We start from the raw sequence: 19,081 nt of genomic DNA, 5'->3' as shown, positions 1-19,081 counted from the left end.
CTCTCTCCCTTCTCATGTTTATCGTTACAGCATCATATGCAGACTCTTAGGCACTTGCCACCCTGTACAGGGATTCACTTTTGGGTAAAAAGGATACTTACTGAAATCCACGTTTGAAAAAAAATTGTTAAAAGTTAAAATAGTAAGGGTGAAGATTGCTACAAGAAGAGAGGAATTACAATAACATGATTATCAAACCAAGAACACGTGGCTTTATCTGCACCACTGCTCATCCGGTGGGCTGTGCCCAACATGTTCAGGAGCAAATTGACTATGTACAAGCCCGTCCTGCTATCCACGGACCTCGTAATGTGCTTGTGATCGGGGCATCTGCCGGATATGGGTTGGCTTCTCGAATTACGGCCGCTTTCGGTGCGCGTGCCAATACAATTGGTGTATATCGTCCTAGCAATGCTACGGCTACACGCACAGCATCAGCAGGCTGGTACAATTCTGCTGCATTTGAAAAAGCCGCTCAGGAAGCTGGGCTTAAATCTTTAAGCGTGACAGGAGACGCCTTCTCGGATGAAGTCAAAGCCAAAACGGTGGAAGCCATTCGTGAAGAACTGGGACAAGTCGATCTGGTGGTTTACAGTGTTGCTTCAGGTCGCCGTACCCATCCCCGCACAGGCGAAACGTCTAATTCCGTGCTCAAACCTATTGGTGAGCCCTATACGAATAAGACCGTTAACTTTCACACCGGTGAAGTCAGCAGCGTGACGCTCGAACCGGCTACAGAAGAAGAAGTACAGGGCACTGTAGAGGTTATGGGTGGTGAGGATTGGAAATTGTGGATTGACGCTTTGCGTGCAGGCGGTGTACTCGCTGATAACGCCACTACCTTCTCTTTTTCGTATATCGGTTCAGATATTACCCAAGCCATCTACAGAGAAGGCAGTATCGGAAGCGCAAAAGATCATCTGGAGGCGACAGCACGCCAACTGAACGACCAGCTGAAAACCACAGGTGGACGCGCCTTCGTCGCAGTCACCAAAGGACTCGTTACCCAATCCAGCTCGGCCATCCCTGTCGTTCCTCTGTATATTTCCGCTTTGTATAAGGTGATGAAGGAGAAAGGGCTGCATGAGGGGTGCATAGAACAGAGCTACCGCCTATTTGCCGAGCGTCTGTACGCCCCAGAAACTACTGTAGATGAAGAGGGTCGCATTCGCATTGATGATTGGGAATTGCGCGAAGATGTGCAGGCAGAAGTTGCGAACATATGGGAGGAACTGACGACCCAAAATATCTATGAATTATCCGATCTTGAAGGATATCGTCGCGAATTTTTCCAGCTGTTCGGCTTTGAATTCGAAGGTGTAGACTATGATGCTGATATTGATCCCATCGTAAATATTCCTAACGTGCGCTAAGCCTTTTAGTGCCGCCATTCGTTTAGAAAAACATAAAAAAGCTGTCTCCGGCAGAAGAACATTTCGTTCTGCATAGGGACAGCTTTTGTTTTTTAATTAAAAGGAACACTTGGGTCTGTTTTGATCTACAACATGGCGCAAACATTGCAATTTTAAAATTGTTTTGATATTGTACAAGTAGGCATAGCAAAATCCCTCTTCTTACCAAGAGGGTACACACAGCTGGACAAGTCCTACCTTGACTGACTGTGATTGTATTTGCTCAGCCCATCACATTCCTATAAGGAGGTGAACAATATGGCAAAAGACGTTCTGTGCGAAGTCAACTCATGCACGTACTGGGCTCAGGATAATAAATGTAGCGCAAGCTCCATTTATATTGTAAGCAACAAGCCTGCAAACACTCACACGTCCGAAGAAACAGACTGCAAAACCTTTGAAGCAAAGTAGACCTTAGTTTTCAAGCCAAACCATAGCTTTATCATGAAGGAGCCCCTGCCAGGGTTCCTTCTTTCTTATGATTCTAACAAGAATGATAATTATTATCAAGTTCTTTTTGAGCTATATTATAGAAAATACTACCCGCTCCTATACATTCACTTCCTTGAAGTTTTTCGACTTCGCTTAAGACAAAAAAAGAAGCGTCACCCTGAACGAGTCGCTTCTTGTGCTTGACCTTTTGTAATTGTTCCTGCTTGGTCGGCTTCATTCGCGTGTGCTGTGAAATCTCGCCATAATGATCATTCGTTTTGCGGCTCTGTGCCGCGCAATAGATCCCGGCGCGTTTCGCCTTGCTTAACGCTTTTTGTGTTTGAGTACGTGCCATACAGCTTCACTCTCCTTGATTGGACTCCCTCTATCATAACATCCAATAGGCAAATCGTGAATGGTTGGTCTGACTCAAGCATTCTTTAATTCATTAAATGTCTGAAAAAATATCCGAGTCGCCACTGGAAGCCGCCACAACAAAAACAATAACCAAGAAAATGATAATCAGTGCATAAATTAGTGTGCCGATAATACTACATACCAGTCCAGCAATAGCCATGCCTCTGCCTTGCTCACCATGACGATTAATTTCCTTCAGGGAAAGACTGGACAAAATAATACCTACAATTCCGATGATCAACCCAAGATAGGGAATGACAACAGATAAAATCCCGAGCACCATCGACGCAACAGCTTTACTATTTGTAGGTGGGACCACTGGGGGCTGGTTAAATGGGGCGTTATAATCGTTCGGCTCCTGAAAGGGATCGGAAGATCGAGGCTCCTTGTACAAGTCACTCATCTGTTTAATTCAACTCCAATAATTATAATAACAATATATAAGTTCTAGGGTACCACAATCTTACAAATCAGGACAGTACTTATTTCAATTTTTCAAATTAGAACGTTAAAAAGTAGCAGCATAGCATCTTAGCACTTTTTGAGATAACCGGGCATACAGTATTGTACCTATTACAGATAAATTGCGCTCCATGAGAGCATCCTGCCAAGGAGGACGGAGCTATGTTATATCGTGGAACATCCCGCAGAAAGGGCTCGCCTCACCAACGTTTACATGCAGAGACACTTCGGAAAATATCCGCCGCCATGCTGCCATTTTACAAAGCTATTGCGACCCGACGTGCTTTTGCCGTCCAATGGTCACGAGCTGTCGTTCAGGGTAATTTGGATCGGATGAAATCCCTTCTCTGCTCAGTAGCGCCATTTGCCGCCAAGCAAGGCTTAGGCACGAATGGGATCGGCTACTTTGTTTCCTTTTTAGCTCAGCCACCAATGCTTTATTATACGAACGGTACGACGATTCCACCCGGGATGGTGCAGTTTACATTTGAACCGAAGGTTCATCGCGCCATTGCCAAAGCCGTTTTTCCGCTGTATCGCGAATTGGCACGCAATGAATGCTTTGCTTCTGCCTTAGCCAAAGCGATCTACAGGCAAGACCAGCGTGCAGTTCAGGTAATGATCCGTAGTTTAATTCCATCCTCTGCGCTAAAATCTGTAGACATTGAGGATAATGGATTTGCATTGCTCTTTAAGTATCCCTTTAGTAAATATCCCTATCGCAATCTACTCTTTCAGGAGTTCACTTAAAAAGGTCCCTACAAGCGTACTTGATTAAGTTCTTCAATGAGCTCTTTTCCCATTTGTATAGCCATGTCTGTCAACATTCGGATTTCGTCCTTGGTTGCATGATCCAAATGCGTCCCGCAGCAAATGGCGAAGTTACCCGCAAACTCTTTACGCAAGCGAACTGCAATTTCTTCAGTAATATAAAATTCCTTGTGATTTTGCAATTGCACGGTTTGAATCGGCTCAAGCCTAGCCCCTGCTGTAATCGTCCCCAAGTGAGGCTGATCACCGCCTGATATGAGCACAACGATATCTTCTCCCATAAAATAGGCATCGAGTACAAGACGGATACGTCCGCTTTCTTTTTCCAAATGAATCATATGATCCTCTCCTGCTAAAAAATATTATTGTGAAACGATTCACTTTATAGAGTACTATTCATTGTATCGCTTCCTGAACTGTTGGACAAATTCAAAAAGGCCCACAGCAGCCTCTATTAACAGTGGCTTGCTGTGGGCCTGCATTGCATTCTAAAAAATCTTCTATCCCCTGCTCTTACTTGCTGTTAACGGATCGTGATGGTGTGCACTGCCTTACCGTTTGCGCCGTCATTATCCGTCACTGTTAGCTCCACGGTATACGTTCCGGCTGTGGTGAATTTATGCTTCACTTTCGAACCAACCGCCGTATCGCCATCGCCAAAATTCCAACTGTAGCTGACGATCTCACCATCTGCATCACGGGAGGCTTTGGCGTTAAATTGTACATTTTTGTTCTTCTTGGCTGAGTCATTCGCCTGGATAATAGCTACCGGCTTTTCATTCGATGTAGGTGGATTCGGACCAGGGCCCTCTCCTCCACCATGGGTTACATACAATCTTCCCGGCGCCTCCGTTTCCACTTCATTCCCCGCTGCATCCCTTACCCGGATCACGATGACTCCGCCTTCCAGGTTCAGAGAAGATGAAGTGAGATAAATACCTTCATAGTGACCTGATGAAGTTTCATTTAATGGAATTTCATTACGGGCCAAAGTGGACAGGTTAAAGGGCAACTCCACATGGAAGGATGCCTCCAAACCAGATGCACTGTCAAAAGATACCCGTACCGGCTGCCCTGGAGTGATACGTACATCCTCAGCAGGACTAATATTTTCAAGTTTCGGCAGCGCTGTATCGACATACACCGAGCGTGTAACACTCGTTTCGTTTTCGGCAAGATCTTTGGCCGTTACCGTAATTTGGTTTTCACCTTCGTTGATAAGCAAACGTTTGTTAAAGCTGCCGTCGCTTCCGAATTCAGCAGGCTCGCCGTTAATCGTCAATTCACTGAGGAACTCGTCATACACCGTACCGGTTACACTGACCACACCTGCGTTCGTACGTGCTCCCTCACCAGGCGAAGTCAGGATCAGACCCGGTTTAGTCTGATCGAGCGTTACAACCACCGGCTCGGAACGATCCGTTACTTTGCCGTATACCGCTGCTTGAACACTTAGCGGATTAGCACCTGGCTGAAGATCGACCGCCAAACTGAACTGACGATCCTTCACTTTCGTTGTGCCAGCCAACTCTTTGCCGTTAAAGAGCTGAATATCAGCCCCTTCTGCCGGAGAAGTTCCTGTTACGGTAATCGTATCCTCCTGCGTATACGTTGCCTTCGTAGGAGTTGTAATCGTTGGAGCGTTGACCGGATATCTGACGATCGCCCGGATCATGTAGTTCCCTTCCTCTTCAGGGGATTGGCTCCATGTGCCGCTTACACCTTGCCAGCTACGAAGCGCATTGGGGCTGTTTTCATCTGTAGCAAGGCCCGGCGACTGTGTGCCTACCGCAGACTGTGTATATACAATATAGAAATCGCCTTGAACCGTCACCGGCTCTGGAAGCTGTACCGTCGTCCATTGTGTCTCATCCCGTACAGCTGTTCCGTCGAATGGACCAGCCAATAGACGTCCAGGTGCTCCTGCTGCACCGGAGGCGTCATAGACAGAATATTGGAATGCTGTTCCTCCCGGATTCGGGAAAGCAGAGTTCCAGAACAACAGTGATGCTCCTGTCACCTGTGCCACTTCCGACTCAGGTGTCATTCTCACTGCCCATGAATTGCCTGCCGCGTTAAAGGCTCTGGCATTTTCTCCTGTACCGTCATCATAGGCGATGCCTCCTTGAAAACCGATGAAAGGCTTCAACGTGACATTCGCTTCTACACTGCCGTTTGGAGGAGCCGTAACGGAAATACTGTCACTATAGTAATTTTCGGCTGCGATGGACAATGTGTATGTTCCTTCCAGCACGTCCAACGTAAATTCTCCAGCCTCATTCGTCTCTGCAGGAGCAATACGTGCATCCTCCAGCACCAATACTTTCGCTTTTTGGATCGGTTCACCAGATTGCTTGTCGGTGATGACCCCGTGAATCGTACCGTGTGGGACAGCCTGGAGACTAAAGTTTGCTCTGATGACTTTGTTATTTTCAATCGTAACTGCCTTCGTCTGAGGCACGTAACCGTAGGCTTCGGCCTTCAGCGTATAGTCACCCGCTACATGAGTGAAGCTGTATTTGCCCGTGGTTGGGTCTGTTTTCACCGAACGTCCGGTTTCCAGTACCGTAACCGTAGCACTAGCTGGAAGACTGTCGAGACCGACACGTCCACGATCCACTGATGCTTCTGCCGGCTTCACTTTTTCCTGAAATTCACTCTTTTCAGTGCTTGTAATTTTGTACAGTGGGAATTGTTCTTCTGCTTTTTCCAGCTTGATATTGGACTCAGGTACGATATCCTTGGTCACTGTCGAAGCTGGAACACCTAGCACACGGAAATCGTCAATATACCAGCCATTCTTGTTCACACTGTTATCCGATTTCAAGCGGAAGCGAACTTGAATCTCATTGCCGGTATAGCTGTCCAGATTGTAATAAACAGGTGCCCATTTTTTACCACTTGTATTATGCGAGAACTTACCCAGCTCACTCCACGTGTCGCCATTGTTTTTGGACACTTCTACATATCCGTAATCATAGCCGCCTTCAATTTCAAACCAGTGGTTGAAGGTCAGTGTTGCGTTGCGTATACCATTCAAATTAATTTTTGGAGAAACCAGTGAAAAATCAGCACCGTTCTCATAGTTGCTATCGAGATCGGTGGCCCACACATTCGGTTTGGACACTGCGCTTTCCGGTCCTACTTCCTTAGGAATGCCGCGTTCCCACTCATCCTTGGTCCCGGAATGAGTCCAACCATTGTCTGAACTGCCATCAAAATGATCGCTATACAGCGTATCCGGCACGTCCACTCTTAGTGAAGTCTCGTTCGACTTGACACCTTCGTTACCGCTATAATCCTCGGCCGCCACTGCATAATGATAGGTCGCACCACCGACAGTGATCGTATCCGTGTAGGTCAGCCCAGAGGTTGTACCGATGGAAGTATAATTTTTACCGGACTGGGTTGAACGATACACCTTGTACTGCTTCACATCTTCATCAGAGGAAGCACCCCAGGCGAGTGTAACGTTGCCCACAGTATCTGCTTCAGCAGTCAAATGACCAGGGGCAGCAGGTGCAACGCTGTCTGGTTCCTGAATGGAGAGATCGTCAATATACCAGCCATCTTTCACGATTGTATTGTCACTAGTAAAGTTGAACAGGAGGTATACCTTTTGACCCGCAAACGCTCGCAAATCAAGATATTGTGTTTTCCAGCCATTGCTGGTGCCAGTAAACGATAATACCTGCTCAAACGCATTCTGATTGTTTGTGGTCGCTACATACACTTTGCCGAAATCAGAATTGTTTTCAAGATCGTACCAATGCTTGAAGCTGACCAGTGCCCCTTTGGAACTCTCAGTCAGATCAATTGGAGGGGCCACAAAATAACTGTTGGAGTTGGTCTGGTATTGGCCTTCGAGATTGGTCGCGATGACCTTTGTACCCGAATGTGCGCCTTTAGGGCCGCTTGTCGGGGTTCCCCATTTCCAAACACTACCCTGACCCCCGATATTAATACCGGCAATGTCTTTTTCAAAGTCTTGTGTGTAGCCTGGTTTAACACCTTTGGAGACATTCACCTTATATACTTCCGTTTCAAAACCATTATTACCGAAATCATTTACACGGATATAGTATTCCAAACCTTTGCTATCCACCAAAAAGGTTGGAATGGACGCTTGATATGTACCATCTTTGCTGTCTCCAGAGGTCCGCTCCAACGGAATATACACATAGTTTGACGAACCCGCTGTTTTGGCAAAGGCCTCAACGGCTGTTACGCCGACATCGTCCGTTACATGTGCAGTCAAAGGGATATCAATACCCTCAAATGCAGCTGCAGGCGGTGTATGCTCAAGAACAGGCGCTTCCAGATCGTCGCCACCCGTTACGACTTTACCGGATACAGAGCCCAGACCCTGCATGACAGACCCGACTGCATCAAGCGCATTAATGACGCCATGTCCATATCCATTGTTTGGCGAAGTAGGATATGTACTATCTGTCCGAGGGGTAGCTGTGTTTTCCAGAATTTCCTCCAGCTGATCCACGGTAAGAGAATGATTCGCTTGCAGCAATAGAGCAGCAAGACCCGCAACATGAGGACCCGCCATGGAAGTACCGTTATATCCACCTTTATAACCGCCACCAGCTACGGATGATCGGATATTTACTCCCGGTGCGGAGACTTCGGGCTTGATCTCACCGTAAGGTGAGGGTCCCAGCAATGAAAAGCTTCCCAGTTTATCATTGATATCGGTTGCCCCCGTGGCAAAGGATTCTGGGTAGTTGGCCGGATTGGCTACCGATCCAGGTCCGCCCGGATTGGAGAGGGAGGTATTCCCTGCGGAGAATTCGGGGAAGATTTGAGCATCCCGCCAGGCCTGAACTACAGGCCGGAACCATTCATCAAGACCCGGTCCGCCTCCCCACGAGTTGTTCACTACGTCTGGAGCAAGCTCGGGATGAAGATTACCTTGGGCATCTTTTGGCGCAAGCAGCCATTGACCGCCGTCCAGTATAATCGCATCCGTCGTTTCCGGATTAAAAATTCGCACCGCAATCCACTTCGCACCGGGGGCAACGCCCACTCGGTTTGTTCCATTTTCCTCGGAGCCAACCATCGTGCCCATCGTATGCGTACCATGGGAATCGTCTTCCTGATCGACCGGAAGCGCCGCATGACTATGCGGATCATACCAGCTCAGCTCTGGATTCACGACATTGCCTGCCGCATCCAGACCACGCCATTTGCGATGCAGGGCCGGATGCGTGTAGTCAACGCCTGTATCGAGGTTGGCGACCACGATTCCGGTTCCGTCGATTCCTTTTTCCCACACTTGTGGTGCGTTAATATGGGATATGTTCCATTCCACTGTGGACGGGTCCACAGCGTTCTTGCCTGTATTACCGGGCAATGCCGATGTTTTGCCATCGCCCTTTTCCGGTTCTACAGCTTTCTGGGCTGTGTCAGACTTTGCCGTTCCTGCTGTTGCTGCCGTTGCGGTTCCAGCCGCTTTGGTGCCTGTGTCCTCTGGCTGCTTATCAACCGTTACCTTTTGCAGATAACGTGTTTCATTCGGTACAATTTTATCGACCTCAGGCAGCTTCGAGATATGATCCAGCACCTCCTTGGTGCTCGTGACAGCCAAAGCATTGACTATAAAATAGCTTTTATATTCCTTTACTCCGCCGCTCTCCGATTCCTTATCCAAATAACTTTCAAGCCCGTATTGGGTTCTGGAAGCCGTTTCACGTAGAGAGCTGATCACATGGCTGCGCACAGCCATTTTGGCAGCGGAAGGTGTTATTTTCTCAAGTGAAGCCTTTTGAAGAGCATTTTTGGAAACCTTGTTCGTATCTACCTGTTCTTTTAATTTGACCAAATAGGTAACATAGTTGTTCTCCTCAAACTGTTTGGTCAGCTTCGCGGATACCTTCGCGGTCGTGACCTTGTGCGAGGCTGATTTCAGCTCCAGCTTAGAGCCATCCGGGGTGTTTTTCGCCAAAGCGGGTTGAACAAATGAAAAGGCCATAAGCAAAGAGAGTCCAATAGATAACGGTTTCTTGAAACGTCTAGGTTTAATCAATTACTTCTCCACTCCTTTTACTAGGTTTAATGATTCTGGAATAACCTGTACAAGAGTCAGACCTCATGCCTTGCACATCAAACACGCGGGTTGCGCAATACGATGTGTTAGCCACCACCTCCTTCATAGATTATAGAGAGGCTCAAAAAGATATTTGGCTGTTCATAGATGGCAGTACTTCATAGGTGAGTTTACAATCCCAATAGAGAAGCGATGAAATTCAGTAGATACCTAGGAGAAAAAGCAGAAGCATTTCGAAGGAAAAAACATGTTATATCATTACATTTTATATTAAAAATTGATATATAATCATATATTATGGATAGTATAAAGTTATCAAAACAGATATACAAGTCATTTTTTTGCAATTTTCTTGAAATTCTATGACTTTTATATTCATTTATGTAGGAAAACCCCTTTTTAGCAGCTACGCCTTAGTGCAACACACGGTTAGCAGGTGCATGCATCCTTGTACGAGCCGCCCAAAGGGATTTTCGGGGATCTTTCTTAAACCTGTATGATTATGATTATGATTATTTTTAGTTAAGTACGGAGTTCACCGCAGCAAGCGCATCGATCAGACCATTTCCATAGCCGTTGTTGGGTGAAGTCGGATACTGACTGTCTGTCAGCGGTGTTGCGGTTTTCGAAATAACATCCTCCAATTGATCCACAGTTAATGATGGTTTAGCCTGAAGCAGTAATGCCGCTAATCCAGCCGTATGCGGACCTGCCATAGAGGTACCGTTCCAGCCTCCCTCATAAACTCCTCCCGGTACAGAGGAACGAATGTTTACACCAGGAGCCGAAATTTCTGGCTTCACTTCGCCATAAGGAGAAGGACCACGCAACGAGAAGCTTGCCAGCTTGTTATTGATATCGGTGGCTCCTGTGGCATAGGCTTCTGGCAAGTTAGCCGGATTGGCCACAGACCCAGGTCCGCCGGGATTCGATAGTGTTGTATTGCCTGCGGAGAACTCAGGAAAAATTTGTGCTGCTCTCCACGCCTTGGTCACTGGGCGATACCATTCGTCCAGGCCAGGTCCACCGCCCCAAGAATTATTCACCACATCCGGTGCAAGCTCAGGGTGCTTTTTGCCGTTTTTATCTACAGGTGCAAGAATCCACTGCCCACCATCCAGCAAGATGGAATCTGTGGTATCTGGATTGAATACTCGTACGGCAATCCACTTTGCCCCTGGAGCAACACCGATTTGATTCGTACCGTTGCTGTCTGAGCCAACGCTTGTCCCCATCGTATGTGTACCATGTCCATGGGAATCTGTTGGCAGCGATGCTCCATTAACCGCATCATACCAGCTCAGCTCTGGATTGACGACTTGACCGGAAGCATTCAGCCCGCGCCATTTTCTTTTCAATGCCGGGTGAGTATATTCAACACCTGTATCCAGATTGGCAACGACAATGCCTTTGCCATCAATACCTTTGGCCCACACCTGTGGTGCTTTAATCTTAGAAATATTCCACTCCACACGACTTGGCGTTACTGCATCTTTATACACGGATTCTTGCACCGATTTTTGTGCATTTTCTTCCGTCACAGCCGGGTCAACAGCAGTTTGATCTGCCACTGCTTGGCCTGCTGTTGATTGCTCCCCTATCGGCTGGGTATCCTTATCGATTTCTACCTTTTGCAACTCGCGCTTTTCATCTGGTAAAATTTTGTCGATCTCAGGTAGGGTGGCGAGATTTTCCATGACCTCTTTGGTACTGGTTACCGCAAATGCGTTTACGATAAAGTAACTCTTATATTTTTTGACGTTTCCGTTATTGACTTCCTTCTTTAAGTATTCTTCCACGGATTGTTGAGTTTTTTCTGCGGTATCCATGAGAGAGTTTACAACCGTTGTACGTACAGATAGCTTAGCAGCAGCGGGGGAAATCTGCTCGGCAGAAGCCTTCTGAAAAGCGTGCTTGGCAACAGACTCCGTGTCTACTTGATCTTTTAATTTAACCAGATAGGTGACATACTCGCTGGCGCTGAATTGCTGGTTCAGCTTGGCTGAAACCTTGGCGGAAATCGACGATGCTCCTGCTGAGGAGGTTGTGCTGGAATCTGCATACACCGGAGAAATCAGAGAAAAAGCAAGAATAGCGGTAAAACCGACCGACAGTGTCTTTTTGATATTTTTCGACTTAATCAATACTTTTAATCTCCCTTTACTTGGTTTTTTTGATTCTCAAAGACAACCTTCCGACAGCAGCGTCAAAAGCTCACAAATAGCCTCTGGTACTCACCTCCTTTAAAAATATAGATACTGGGGTGAAATCCATAGGTCGTATTCTAAGGTGAATAACCTTTGGTGCAGACCGCAAGGAACGACATTCAATTCAGAACTGTGGACAAGTCTGGAAGAAAGTAAGTGAAAAAAATGAAGAAAAGGGTAGGGTAAGATACTAGAAGTGATCGAGGAGGTTGATAAGCATATTATTAAAATACAATTTAAAACAAAAGAATGAATCATTTGGTATCTTTTGAATCTAGTATAGTGTCATAAAAACAGATATTCAAGCATTTTTTTGAATTTTATTCCTTTTTTTTCTTGAAGAAGTGAAAAACCTCTTCTATAATCCGCAACCAAATGCACCGAGAAAACTCGCATTTGTTTCGAAAATAAAAGAGGTTTTAGGAGGCAATCAGCAGCAAATGTAGAAGAATGCTATCTGCCGCTATTTACAGGTATGGGAACCGAAACGGCTTCTGGAAAGGAAGATTTAGTTTCCTGGGTTCTGCGACACAGGCTCGTACATTCTCTAAAAGCCATTTGCCTGCATCCCCTGCATCGCTCCTGATTCACCATTGCAAGAGCTGCCGTAAGGGCCTCTCCTGTATGTTCGAAAAAATGATTTTGTCCGATCATGTCGTAGCATCCGGTTTTCCGCAGTAACTCCAGCGGTTGGGGCTGGAGTCCGGACACAAGCACTGTCCCACCAGACTTCCGGTACTTGTGAATTAATGCGGTAAAGTTAGCTTCTCCCGTCATATCCATAAAAGGGACCTTTCCCATTCGCAACAACAAAATCCCTTGCAGGTGGCCAGTCTGTCCCCCTACACCTGAGTTCTCCAACGTCGAAGCTGCACCGAAAAATAGGGGCCCTTCCACATTGTAAATAGCCACCTGTGGGCAATCATGCTGCTCTGTGACCATATGTGCGCCTACTTTTTCATGCTTCACAGAAGGGTCAGGAAGCACCTTATCGACTGAAAGTGTACTGCTCATACGTTTGACGAACAATACAACTGCCAGAATCAGACCTACCTCCACAGCCGTTGTCAACGTCGTAAAGACCGTCAGCAAAAAGGTGACGACCAGCACAATAGAATCCGCTGTCCGTGTTTTGAGAATGTGCGCAAAATGCTTGCGCTCACTCATATTCCAGGCGACTACCATCAATACCGGTGCCATACTAGCCAACGGAATATTAGATGCATAAGGTGCAAAAAGCACCAGAATGAGGAGCACCACGATCCCATGCACAATGCCTGACATAGGAGAAACCGCGTTGTTGCGGATATTGGTGGCCGTACGGGCAATGGCACCTGTCGCAGGAATGCCGCCAAACAGTGGTGTCAGCAAATTAGCAATCCCTTGTCCAACCAATTCGCGATTGCTGTTATGCCGGGTTCCCGTCATCCCGTCAGCTACTACCGCTGAAAGCAGCGATTCAATAGCCCCGAGCATGGCTATAACAAGTGCTGGCGGCAACAGCTTCACGATCAATTCCCACGTCATCACAGGAATATGCAGCTCAGGCAATGATGCCGGAATTGCGCCATAAGCAGAGCCAATCGTAGCCACCTGCCCTGGGAAAAGCAAAGCTGCCACCAACGTTGACAAGAGCAGGCCGACCAGTGATCCAGGTATCTTGGGCCATTTTTTAGGCACTAGAATAAGCGCAGCAAGACAGATACAAGCTGTCAGGATACTATACACATTGAGTGAAGGAAGTCGATGGACGAGCTCTGCCATCGAAGGCAGAAAAGTTTCATGTCGCTCTACCCCACGCAAACCGAGAAAGTTAGCAATCTGACCACTGAAGATCGTCACGGCAATCCCGGCTGTAAAGCCAATGGTTACGGGCTTGGGAATGAACTTGATCAATGCCCCCAGCCTTAAAACACCCATTAAAATGAGTATGATGCCTGCCATAAACCCTGCTATAAGCAAATTCTCATAGCCGTATTGCATGACAATAGCCAGCAAAATTGGAATAAACGCACCTGTAGGTCCTCCGATCTGAAATTTGGACCCACCCAGCAGTGAAATCAAAATCCCCGCTACAATGGTTGTGTACAGACCATATTCCGGCTTTACCCCCGATGCAATGGCGAACGCCATACCGAGCGGGATGGCCACAATCGCTACAATGCTTCCAGAAATTAGATCCTTTCGTAAAGCCCCTGCGTTATAGCCTTCGAACCTTCCTATCCACTTCATTCCTGTAACCCTTCTTTTCTGTAGTAGCATTACTTCTCGTTACGTATTCCTTCCAGCAACGAGATAGCTTCGACTAAATGATTGTCAAAAATCTGCCGCGCCACCGCTAGCAGCTCCGTTAAGAGCGGATCACGTAGTGAATACACGACCGTTGTGCCTTCCTTAAAGCTGTTCACCAAATTTTTAGCCCGTAAGACAGCCAATTGCTGCGATACGGCAGAACCTTCGGAACCGAGCGCAGTCTGCAACTCGTTCACATTCCGTTCCCCTTCACTCAGCACCTCCAAAATGCGGATGCGCAGAGGGTGAGCCAATGCTTTGAAAAAGTCAGCCTTAAACTTCTGGAGATCTCCTTCCATGCCTGCGCCGTCCTCCTCACAGATTGTTTTCATAACGATCAACAATATCTGAATATTTGAATATTCAGTACAATAACAGTTTTGGGTCAATTGAACTATGATGTTACTCACACTTCACCATGCGTATAGTCACATTTTTCCACACTTTTATCTTTCAGGGTTGACAGCTTCCACAGGTTTCCATTAACATAACAATTAACTTTAAGAAAAGGGGGCCGACAGACATGACCAAGCTTTACACGATAATGACAATCAGTCAGCATGATACAATCACATATTCGAAATTTCGTCTCATCGGCCCCGTTCGGGCGACATGATGGGTATGTCACGCTGTCTGACGGCGTGATGAACCAGGCTTTTTTATTTTTATATGCTATTGAAAGAACAGGTTATTTATGTTTTTATGATGTACTGTATGATGTACTGATCATAAAATGTAATGACACTTTCGGTGCACGAAGCCGTAGACGACAAGTCTGCGGCTTTTTTGTTTTTTTCGAATCTTTTTATAGGATGTTATAAATTTACATGAAGAAGGGAACTACCCATTTATTATGAATATACGACCTACGACCAACTCATCTTTTCATGAAGGACCATACAGCCACCTGATGAAGCTTCCGGCAGGGGATCTGACCGTGTACGCTTCGCAGCAACTCTTCTCCTCACTGGATTACAAAGTGTTCGAGATGGCTAATAACAATTTACAAATTCCAGGTATCCGCTATATGGGATATACACCAGATGTACATGTAGGCGTCGGAACCTGCATCGGTACAACTGCGGTATGGGGAATGGAAGACGGCTATGTATCTCCCTCTATCGTTGGCAGCGATATTGGCTGCGGCATGCGCGTACACCTGACCAATCTGCACAAGGATGCTTTGAAGGAAATCAAGCTGCGCCGCAAGCTGGTTAAGACAATCGACAAATACTTGCCGATGGAAGCCCACCAACGCGGACATTATTCGGATATACGACTGGAGCATATTGTACGTAAGGGTTTGCATGGCTTACCTAATAAATATATTCCAGATAGCTACACTCCTAAGAAATCTACCTCACTGACTCATGTAGAGCACAGTAAGTTCTCCTTTGACGAGGAAGTGCTGAATCTCGTCGAAGACCGTACTTGGCACCGGGCTCATCGACAGCTCGGCACGTTGGGTGGAGGCAATCATTTTGTCGAAATTCAGGCGATTGAAATTGCGGAAGAAAATAGAGAAGTCGCTGAAGCTTGGGGGATGTTCGACGGTCAGGTGGCTGTGATGATTCATTCCGGATCACGTGCTTGGGGTGGAGCAGTCAGTCAGTCCAGTTCATCTGCCATCGCCAAAGCGATGAGCCGTCTCGGTCTCGGCACCTCCGACCCGAGACTCGTATTCGCACCGCTGGATCATCCCGAGGCAGCACATTATGTGGATATGATGTATTCAGCGCTGAATTATGCTGTGGTGAACCGACATCTGATTGCATACTCCGTGCGAGAAGCCTTCCGCGATGTCTTTGGTACAAAGTGCGAGTTGCGTACGCTGTACGATCTGATGCACAATTATGCTTGGGAGGAGTCCCATCCGGATCATGGCAGCGTGTTTGTACATCGTAAAGGTGCAACGCGCGCGCTTCCAGCAGGACACCCTGACAATCCGCGGCCTTATGAGGCGACTGGGCATCCGGCCCTGATCCCCGGCTCAATGGGGACTGCCTCTTATATTATGGTAGGTTTACCGGACGGTCAGGATAACTTTCACTCCATTTGTCATGGAGCGGGCCGTATTCGCTCGCGTTCTGCGACCAAGCGGCTTGTAAGTGTAGACGATTTTGCAGGTGCCCTGGGTGTAGGGACAGACGACGAAATTGTGGTCAACCAGGCATCTCTGGAAAGTATTATCGACGAATCTCCACAAGCCTACAAAAATGTAGATGATATTATTGAAAGTGTCACCGGGGCAGGACTCGCAGCCGTTGTAGCCAAATGTAGACCGCTGGCCGCCCTGAAAGGAGCAAAATAATGTTGAGTATAGACATCCCAGCTATTTATGAATTTGACGAACGAACAGATGGACGCATTACCGGTTATGCCGCTTATGCCCGTCTGATCGACGGTATTAGTGAAGCACTCTATAACCGCTATGGCGTAAAATACGAGCTGTATGCCAGTGATGATCCCAATATTGAATATTGGGATCTGCTGGAGGAGGATATTCGTTCAGGCAGCCCTGATCTGGAGCATGTGGCACGGGTCTTCGATCGTTTGGAGGAACGCACCATTCAATATGACGATGACGGGCCAACGCCTGAATATGGTGTGCATCTGTCGATGCGTAACAATGTATTCGCCTATCCCAAGTGGGGGATCGCACTGGCACGAGTCCCCTTTTTCCGTGAAAATGGCGTATACAATGAAGATTACGTATTTGCCATAGGAGATCAGGAGCTGCAAAGCTTCCTCGCAGGCGTACGCGGTCGTGAACGCAAGCAAAATATGAAGCGTGTCACCGTCTTTACCGATACAAGCCGTGGACTCTCTCGGCAAGCAGAACCGATAACCCGCGCCATTACGCGGGATGACGTGATTTTGAAGGCAGAAATCAAGCGGGATATCTTCCGATCACTTGATCAGTTTTTTGAAGCGGATCGTACCTTCTATCAGACTTATAACATTCCTTACAAGCGTGGGATTCTGCTATACGGCCATCCAGGCAACGGTAAAACAACTCTAGTGAAATCAATTGCCAGCAGTGTACCGGGTCCGGCTGCTTACTGGCAAATTACAGAATATACAACCAGCGAATCGGTCAAAGAGGTGTTCGAGGCAGCTACTCGCCTGGCTCCGATGGTGTTGGTCATTGAGGACATTGATTCTATGCCTCAGGAGGTTCGATCCTTTTTCCTGAATACGCTCGACGGCGCTACATCCAAGGAAGGCATCTTCCTGATCGGAACGACCAATTATCCCGAGAAAATCGATCCGGGTCTGATGAACCGGGCGGGCCGCTTCGATCGAGCTTATGAAATCAGTTTGCCTGATGAAGCGCTGCGACTGGCGTATCTTAAACTGCGTAACTTCCTTGTTTTTGCAGGTGAGACAGGTACACAGAAGGCGGCAGCGATGACGGACGGCTTCTCCCTGGCTCAGCTCGGAGAACTATATGTCAGTACGGCTCTGGAATGGCATGAGCAAGGAAAAGCCGATATTGAGCTGATTATTAAAGGCATGCGAGGCGAGCTTGATAAAAGCCGCAAGCAGGACTGGCTAAAAAATGTCTCCGAAGGAAGAGTTGGATTTTTCTAATCCATCCTTTTATTGCCTTATTATGAAATTTATGTTACGATGATAAACAATAAAGTACCGAAAGGGTGACCTTAAGCCAATGATCTACTAATCCTATTTCCAAAGAAAAAACGTAATCTTACGAATTTTCTGGATAGGATTAGTGTAGGCTTTTGGGTATTAACGATAAGAACATTGCTTCTTTGACGGGAGCAGTGTATCTTCTTGTTCGTATGTCTGCCTCCTATCCAGAACTAATGGATAAGGAGGTTTTTTGTATGAAAAGAATACTCGTAATTCTCATGATTAATATATTCATTGTGATGGTCGGCGTTGGTTTGATTACCCCTATTCTTCCGGAATTGATCATTGAATTTGGTGCCAGTGGGCGAGCCATCGGTTTATTGGTAGCAGCCTATGGAATAACGCAATTCTTGCTCTCTCCCATAACTGGACAGCTGTCTGATCGATATGGGAGAAAAGTTTTTATCGTCGTAGGTGTTATTATTTTTGCTGTAGCTAAATTTATGTTTGCTATTGGGGATGAGCTGTGGATGCTGTACACCTCAAGACTTCTGGAAGGAGTTGCAGCAGCCCTGATTATTCCACCCATGATGGCATATGTAGCTGATATTACAACAACCGAAGAACGTGCCAAAGGAAATAGCCTGCTAGCGGCAGCGATGTCATTTGGATTTGTCATTGGTCCAGGACTTGGCGGCCTTCTTGCAGGATATGGAACGAGAGTGCCGCTGTATACAGCAACAGGTACAGCTATGATTGCAGTTATTTTTTCAATCGTTTATTTACCTGAAAGCTTATCGAAAGAACAAATGAAGGCAGCACGGGCAACAACTCATCGAAGGGAATCTATTTTCAAACAATATGCAAGATCATTAAAGTCAAAATATGCGATGTTCTTTGTCATTGTCCTGGTGATGACTTTTGGACTCGCTAACTTTGAATCCGTTCTTGGTTTATATGTAACGAATCGCTTCCAATTCTCACCACAACATATTTCAGTCCTTCTAACTGTAGGTGCTGTGATCGGCGTCGGTATGCAGGCTTTGGTTGTGGCTAAAATGATCAAGCAGTTTGGTGAAAAAAGGTTGATCAAAGGCTCGCTTCTATTCACCTCTGCCGCTTATATTTTACTTCTCTTTGCCAAAGATTTTTGGAGTATTTTTCTTGTGACTTCCCTTATTTTCTTTGCCACAGCTATGCTTCGTCCAGCTCTTAATACACAATTGTCGAAGATGGCAGGAAATGAGCAAGGATATGTAGCTGGTATGAACAATGCCTATATGAGTGTGGGGAATATTTTGGGTCCTACTCTCGCGGGATTTTTATTTGATGCGAATATGTTCGCTCCATTCCTAACAGGCTGTTGTATTCTTTTGATTACCTTTCTGATTACATTAAAAATTAAAGTGAAATAAAAGAGGACTACTGATGGA

Annotated in this window: 13 protein-coding genes; 6 read left to right on the top strand and 7 right to left on the bottom strand. The window is 46.6% G+C overall.

Translation table 11 applies throughout. From position 1 onward, the window contains the following. Positions 1 to 185 precede the first annotated feature (185 nt). Entirely contained in the window at positions 186 to 1,373 is a 1,188-nt protein-coding gene (gene fabV, locus HFE01_RS18475; protein WP_016818703.1) for an enoyl-ACP reductase FabV, read from the top strand. Positions 1,374 to 1,670: 297 nt separating this feature from the next. Beyond that, the gene (locus HFE01_RS18470; protein WP_017426780.1) at positions 1,671 to 1,823 is read left to right on the top strand and encodes a DUF1540 domain-containing protein; all 153 of its coding nucleotides are present in this window, start codon (positions 1,671 to 1,673) and stop codon (positions 1,821 to 1,823) included. Between the two features lie 73 nt (positions 1,824 to 1,896). On the opposite strand, the gene HFE01_RS18465 is transcribed toward HFE01_RS18470, so the two are convergent. Together HFE01_RS18465 and HFE01_RS18460 are read right to left on the bottom strand one after the other, a co-directional pair. After that, entirely contained in the window at positions 1,897 to 2,199 is a 303-nt protein-coding gene (locus HFE01_RS18465) for a hypothetical protein (protein WP_016818701.1), read from the bottom strand. Between the two features lie 93 nt (positions 2,200 to 2,292). Continuing rightward, positions 2,293 to 2,664 carry a DUF4190 domain-containing protein gene (locus HFE01_RS18460; RefSeq protein ID WP_016818700.1) on the bottom strand — a complete coding sequence of 124 codons (372 nt, stop codon included), beginning with the start codon at positions 2,662 to 2,664 and terminating at the stop codon, positions 2,293 to 2,295. Between the two features lie 221 nt (positions 2,665 to 2,885). On the opposite strand from HFE01_RS18460, the gene HFE01_RS18455 reads away from it, so the two are divergent. Next, positions 2,886 to 3,473, top strand: a complete 588-nt coding sequence (locus tag HFE01_RS18455; RefSeq protein ID WP_167438598.1) for a hypothetical protein — start codon at positions 2,886 to 2,888, stop codon at positions 3,471 to 3,473. An 8-nt stretch (positions 3,474 to 3,481) separates the two neighbouring features. Here HFE01_RS18455 and lpdD read toward each other — a convergent pair whose 3' ends face one another. The 5 genes from lpdD to HFE01_RS18430 all read right to left on the bottom strand — a co-directional run bounded on the left by lpdD (position 3,482) and on the right by HFE01_RS18430 (position 14,350). Further along, positions 3,482 to 3,832, bottom strand: a complete 351-nt coding sequence (gene lpdD, locus HFE01_RS18450) for a prenylated flavin chaperone LpdD (protein WP_016818698.1) — start codon at positions 3,830 to 3,832, stop codon at positions 3,482 to 3,484. 185 nt (positions 3,833 to 4,017) lie between these two features. Continuing rightward, the gene (locus tag HFE01_RS18445) at positions 4,018 to 9,531 is read right to left on the bottom strand and encodes a S8 family serine peptidase (RefSeq protein WP_167438597.1); all 5,514 of its coding nucleotides are present in this window, start codon (positions 9,529 to 9,531) and stop codon (positions 4,018 to 4,020) included. 539 nt (positions 9,532 to 10,070) lie between these two features. Then, positions 10,071 to 11,696: a S8 family serine peptidase gene (locus HFE01_RS18440; RefSeq protein ID WP_025365563.1), complete on the bottom strand. Its 1,626-nt coding sequence runs from the start codon at positions 11,694 to 11,696 to the stop codon at positions 10,071 to 10,073. Positions 11,697 to 12,212: 516 nt separating this feature from the next. Then, positions 12,213 to 13,991, bottom strand: a complete 1,779-nt coding sequence (locus HFE01_RS18435; RefSeq protein ID WP_019688262.1) for a SulP family inorganic anion transporter — start codon at positions 13,989 to 13,991, stop codon at positions 12,213 to 12,215. Between the two features lie 29 nt (positions 13,992 to 14,020). Beyond that, positions 14,021 to 14,350, bottom strand: coding sequence for an ArsR/SmtB family transcription factor (locus tag HFE01_RS18430; protein ID WP_016818694.1), 330 nt, complete (start codon positions 14,348 to 14,350; stop codon positions 14,021 to 14,023). 554 nt (positions 14,351 to 14,904) lie between these two features. Here HFE01_RS18430 and HFE01_RS18425 point away from each other — a divergent pair. The 3 genes from HFE01_RS18425 (at position 14,905) to HFE01_RS18415 (ending at position 19,063) form a co-directional block, all read left to right on the top strand. After that, positions 14,905 to 16,362: an RtcB family protein gene (locus tag HFE01_RS18425; RefSeq protein WP_016818693.1), complete on the top strand. Its 1,458-nt coding sequence runs from the start codon at positions 14,905 to 14,907 to the stop codon at positions 16,360 to 16,362. After that, entirely contained in the window at positions 16,362 to 17,645 is a 1,284-nt protein-coding gene (locus HFE01_RS18420; protein WP_017426772.1) for an AAA family ATPase, read from the top strand. The genes HFE01_RS18425 and HFE01_RS18420 overlap by 1 nt, the downstream gene beginning before the upstream one ends. A 257-nt stretch (positions 17,646 to 17,902) precedes the next feature. Then, entirely contained in the window at positions 17,903 to 19,063 is a 1,161-nt protein-coding gene (locus tag HFE01_RS18415) for an MFS transporter (protein ID WP_045244267.1), read from the top strand. Positions 19,064 to 19,081: the final 18 nt, after the last annotated feature.

Origin of the sequence: Paenibacillus sp. EKM10P (assembly GCF_011800655.1) — a bacterium.
GTDB classification, from domain to species: Bacteria; Bacillota; Bacilli; order Paenibacillales; family Paenibacillaceae; genus Paenibacillus; species Paenibacillus polymyxa.
This window is presented reverse-complemented; position numbering and strand designations above follow the sequence as displayed.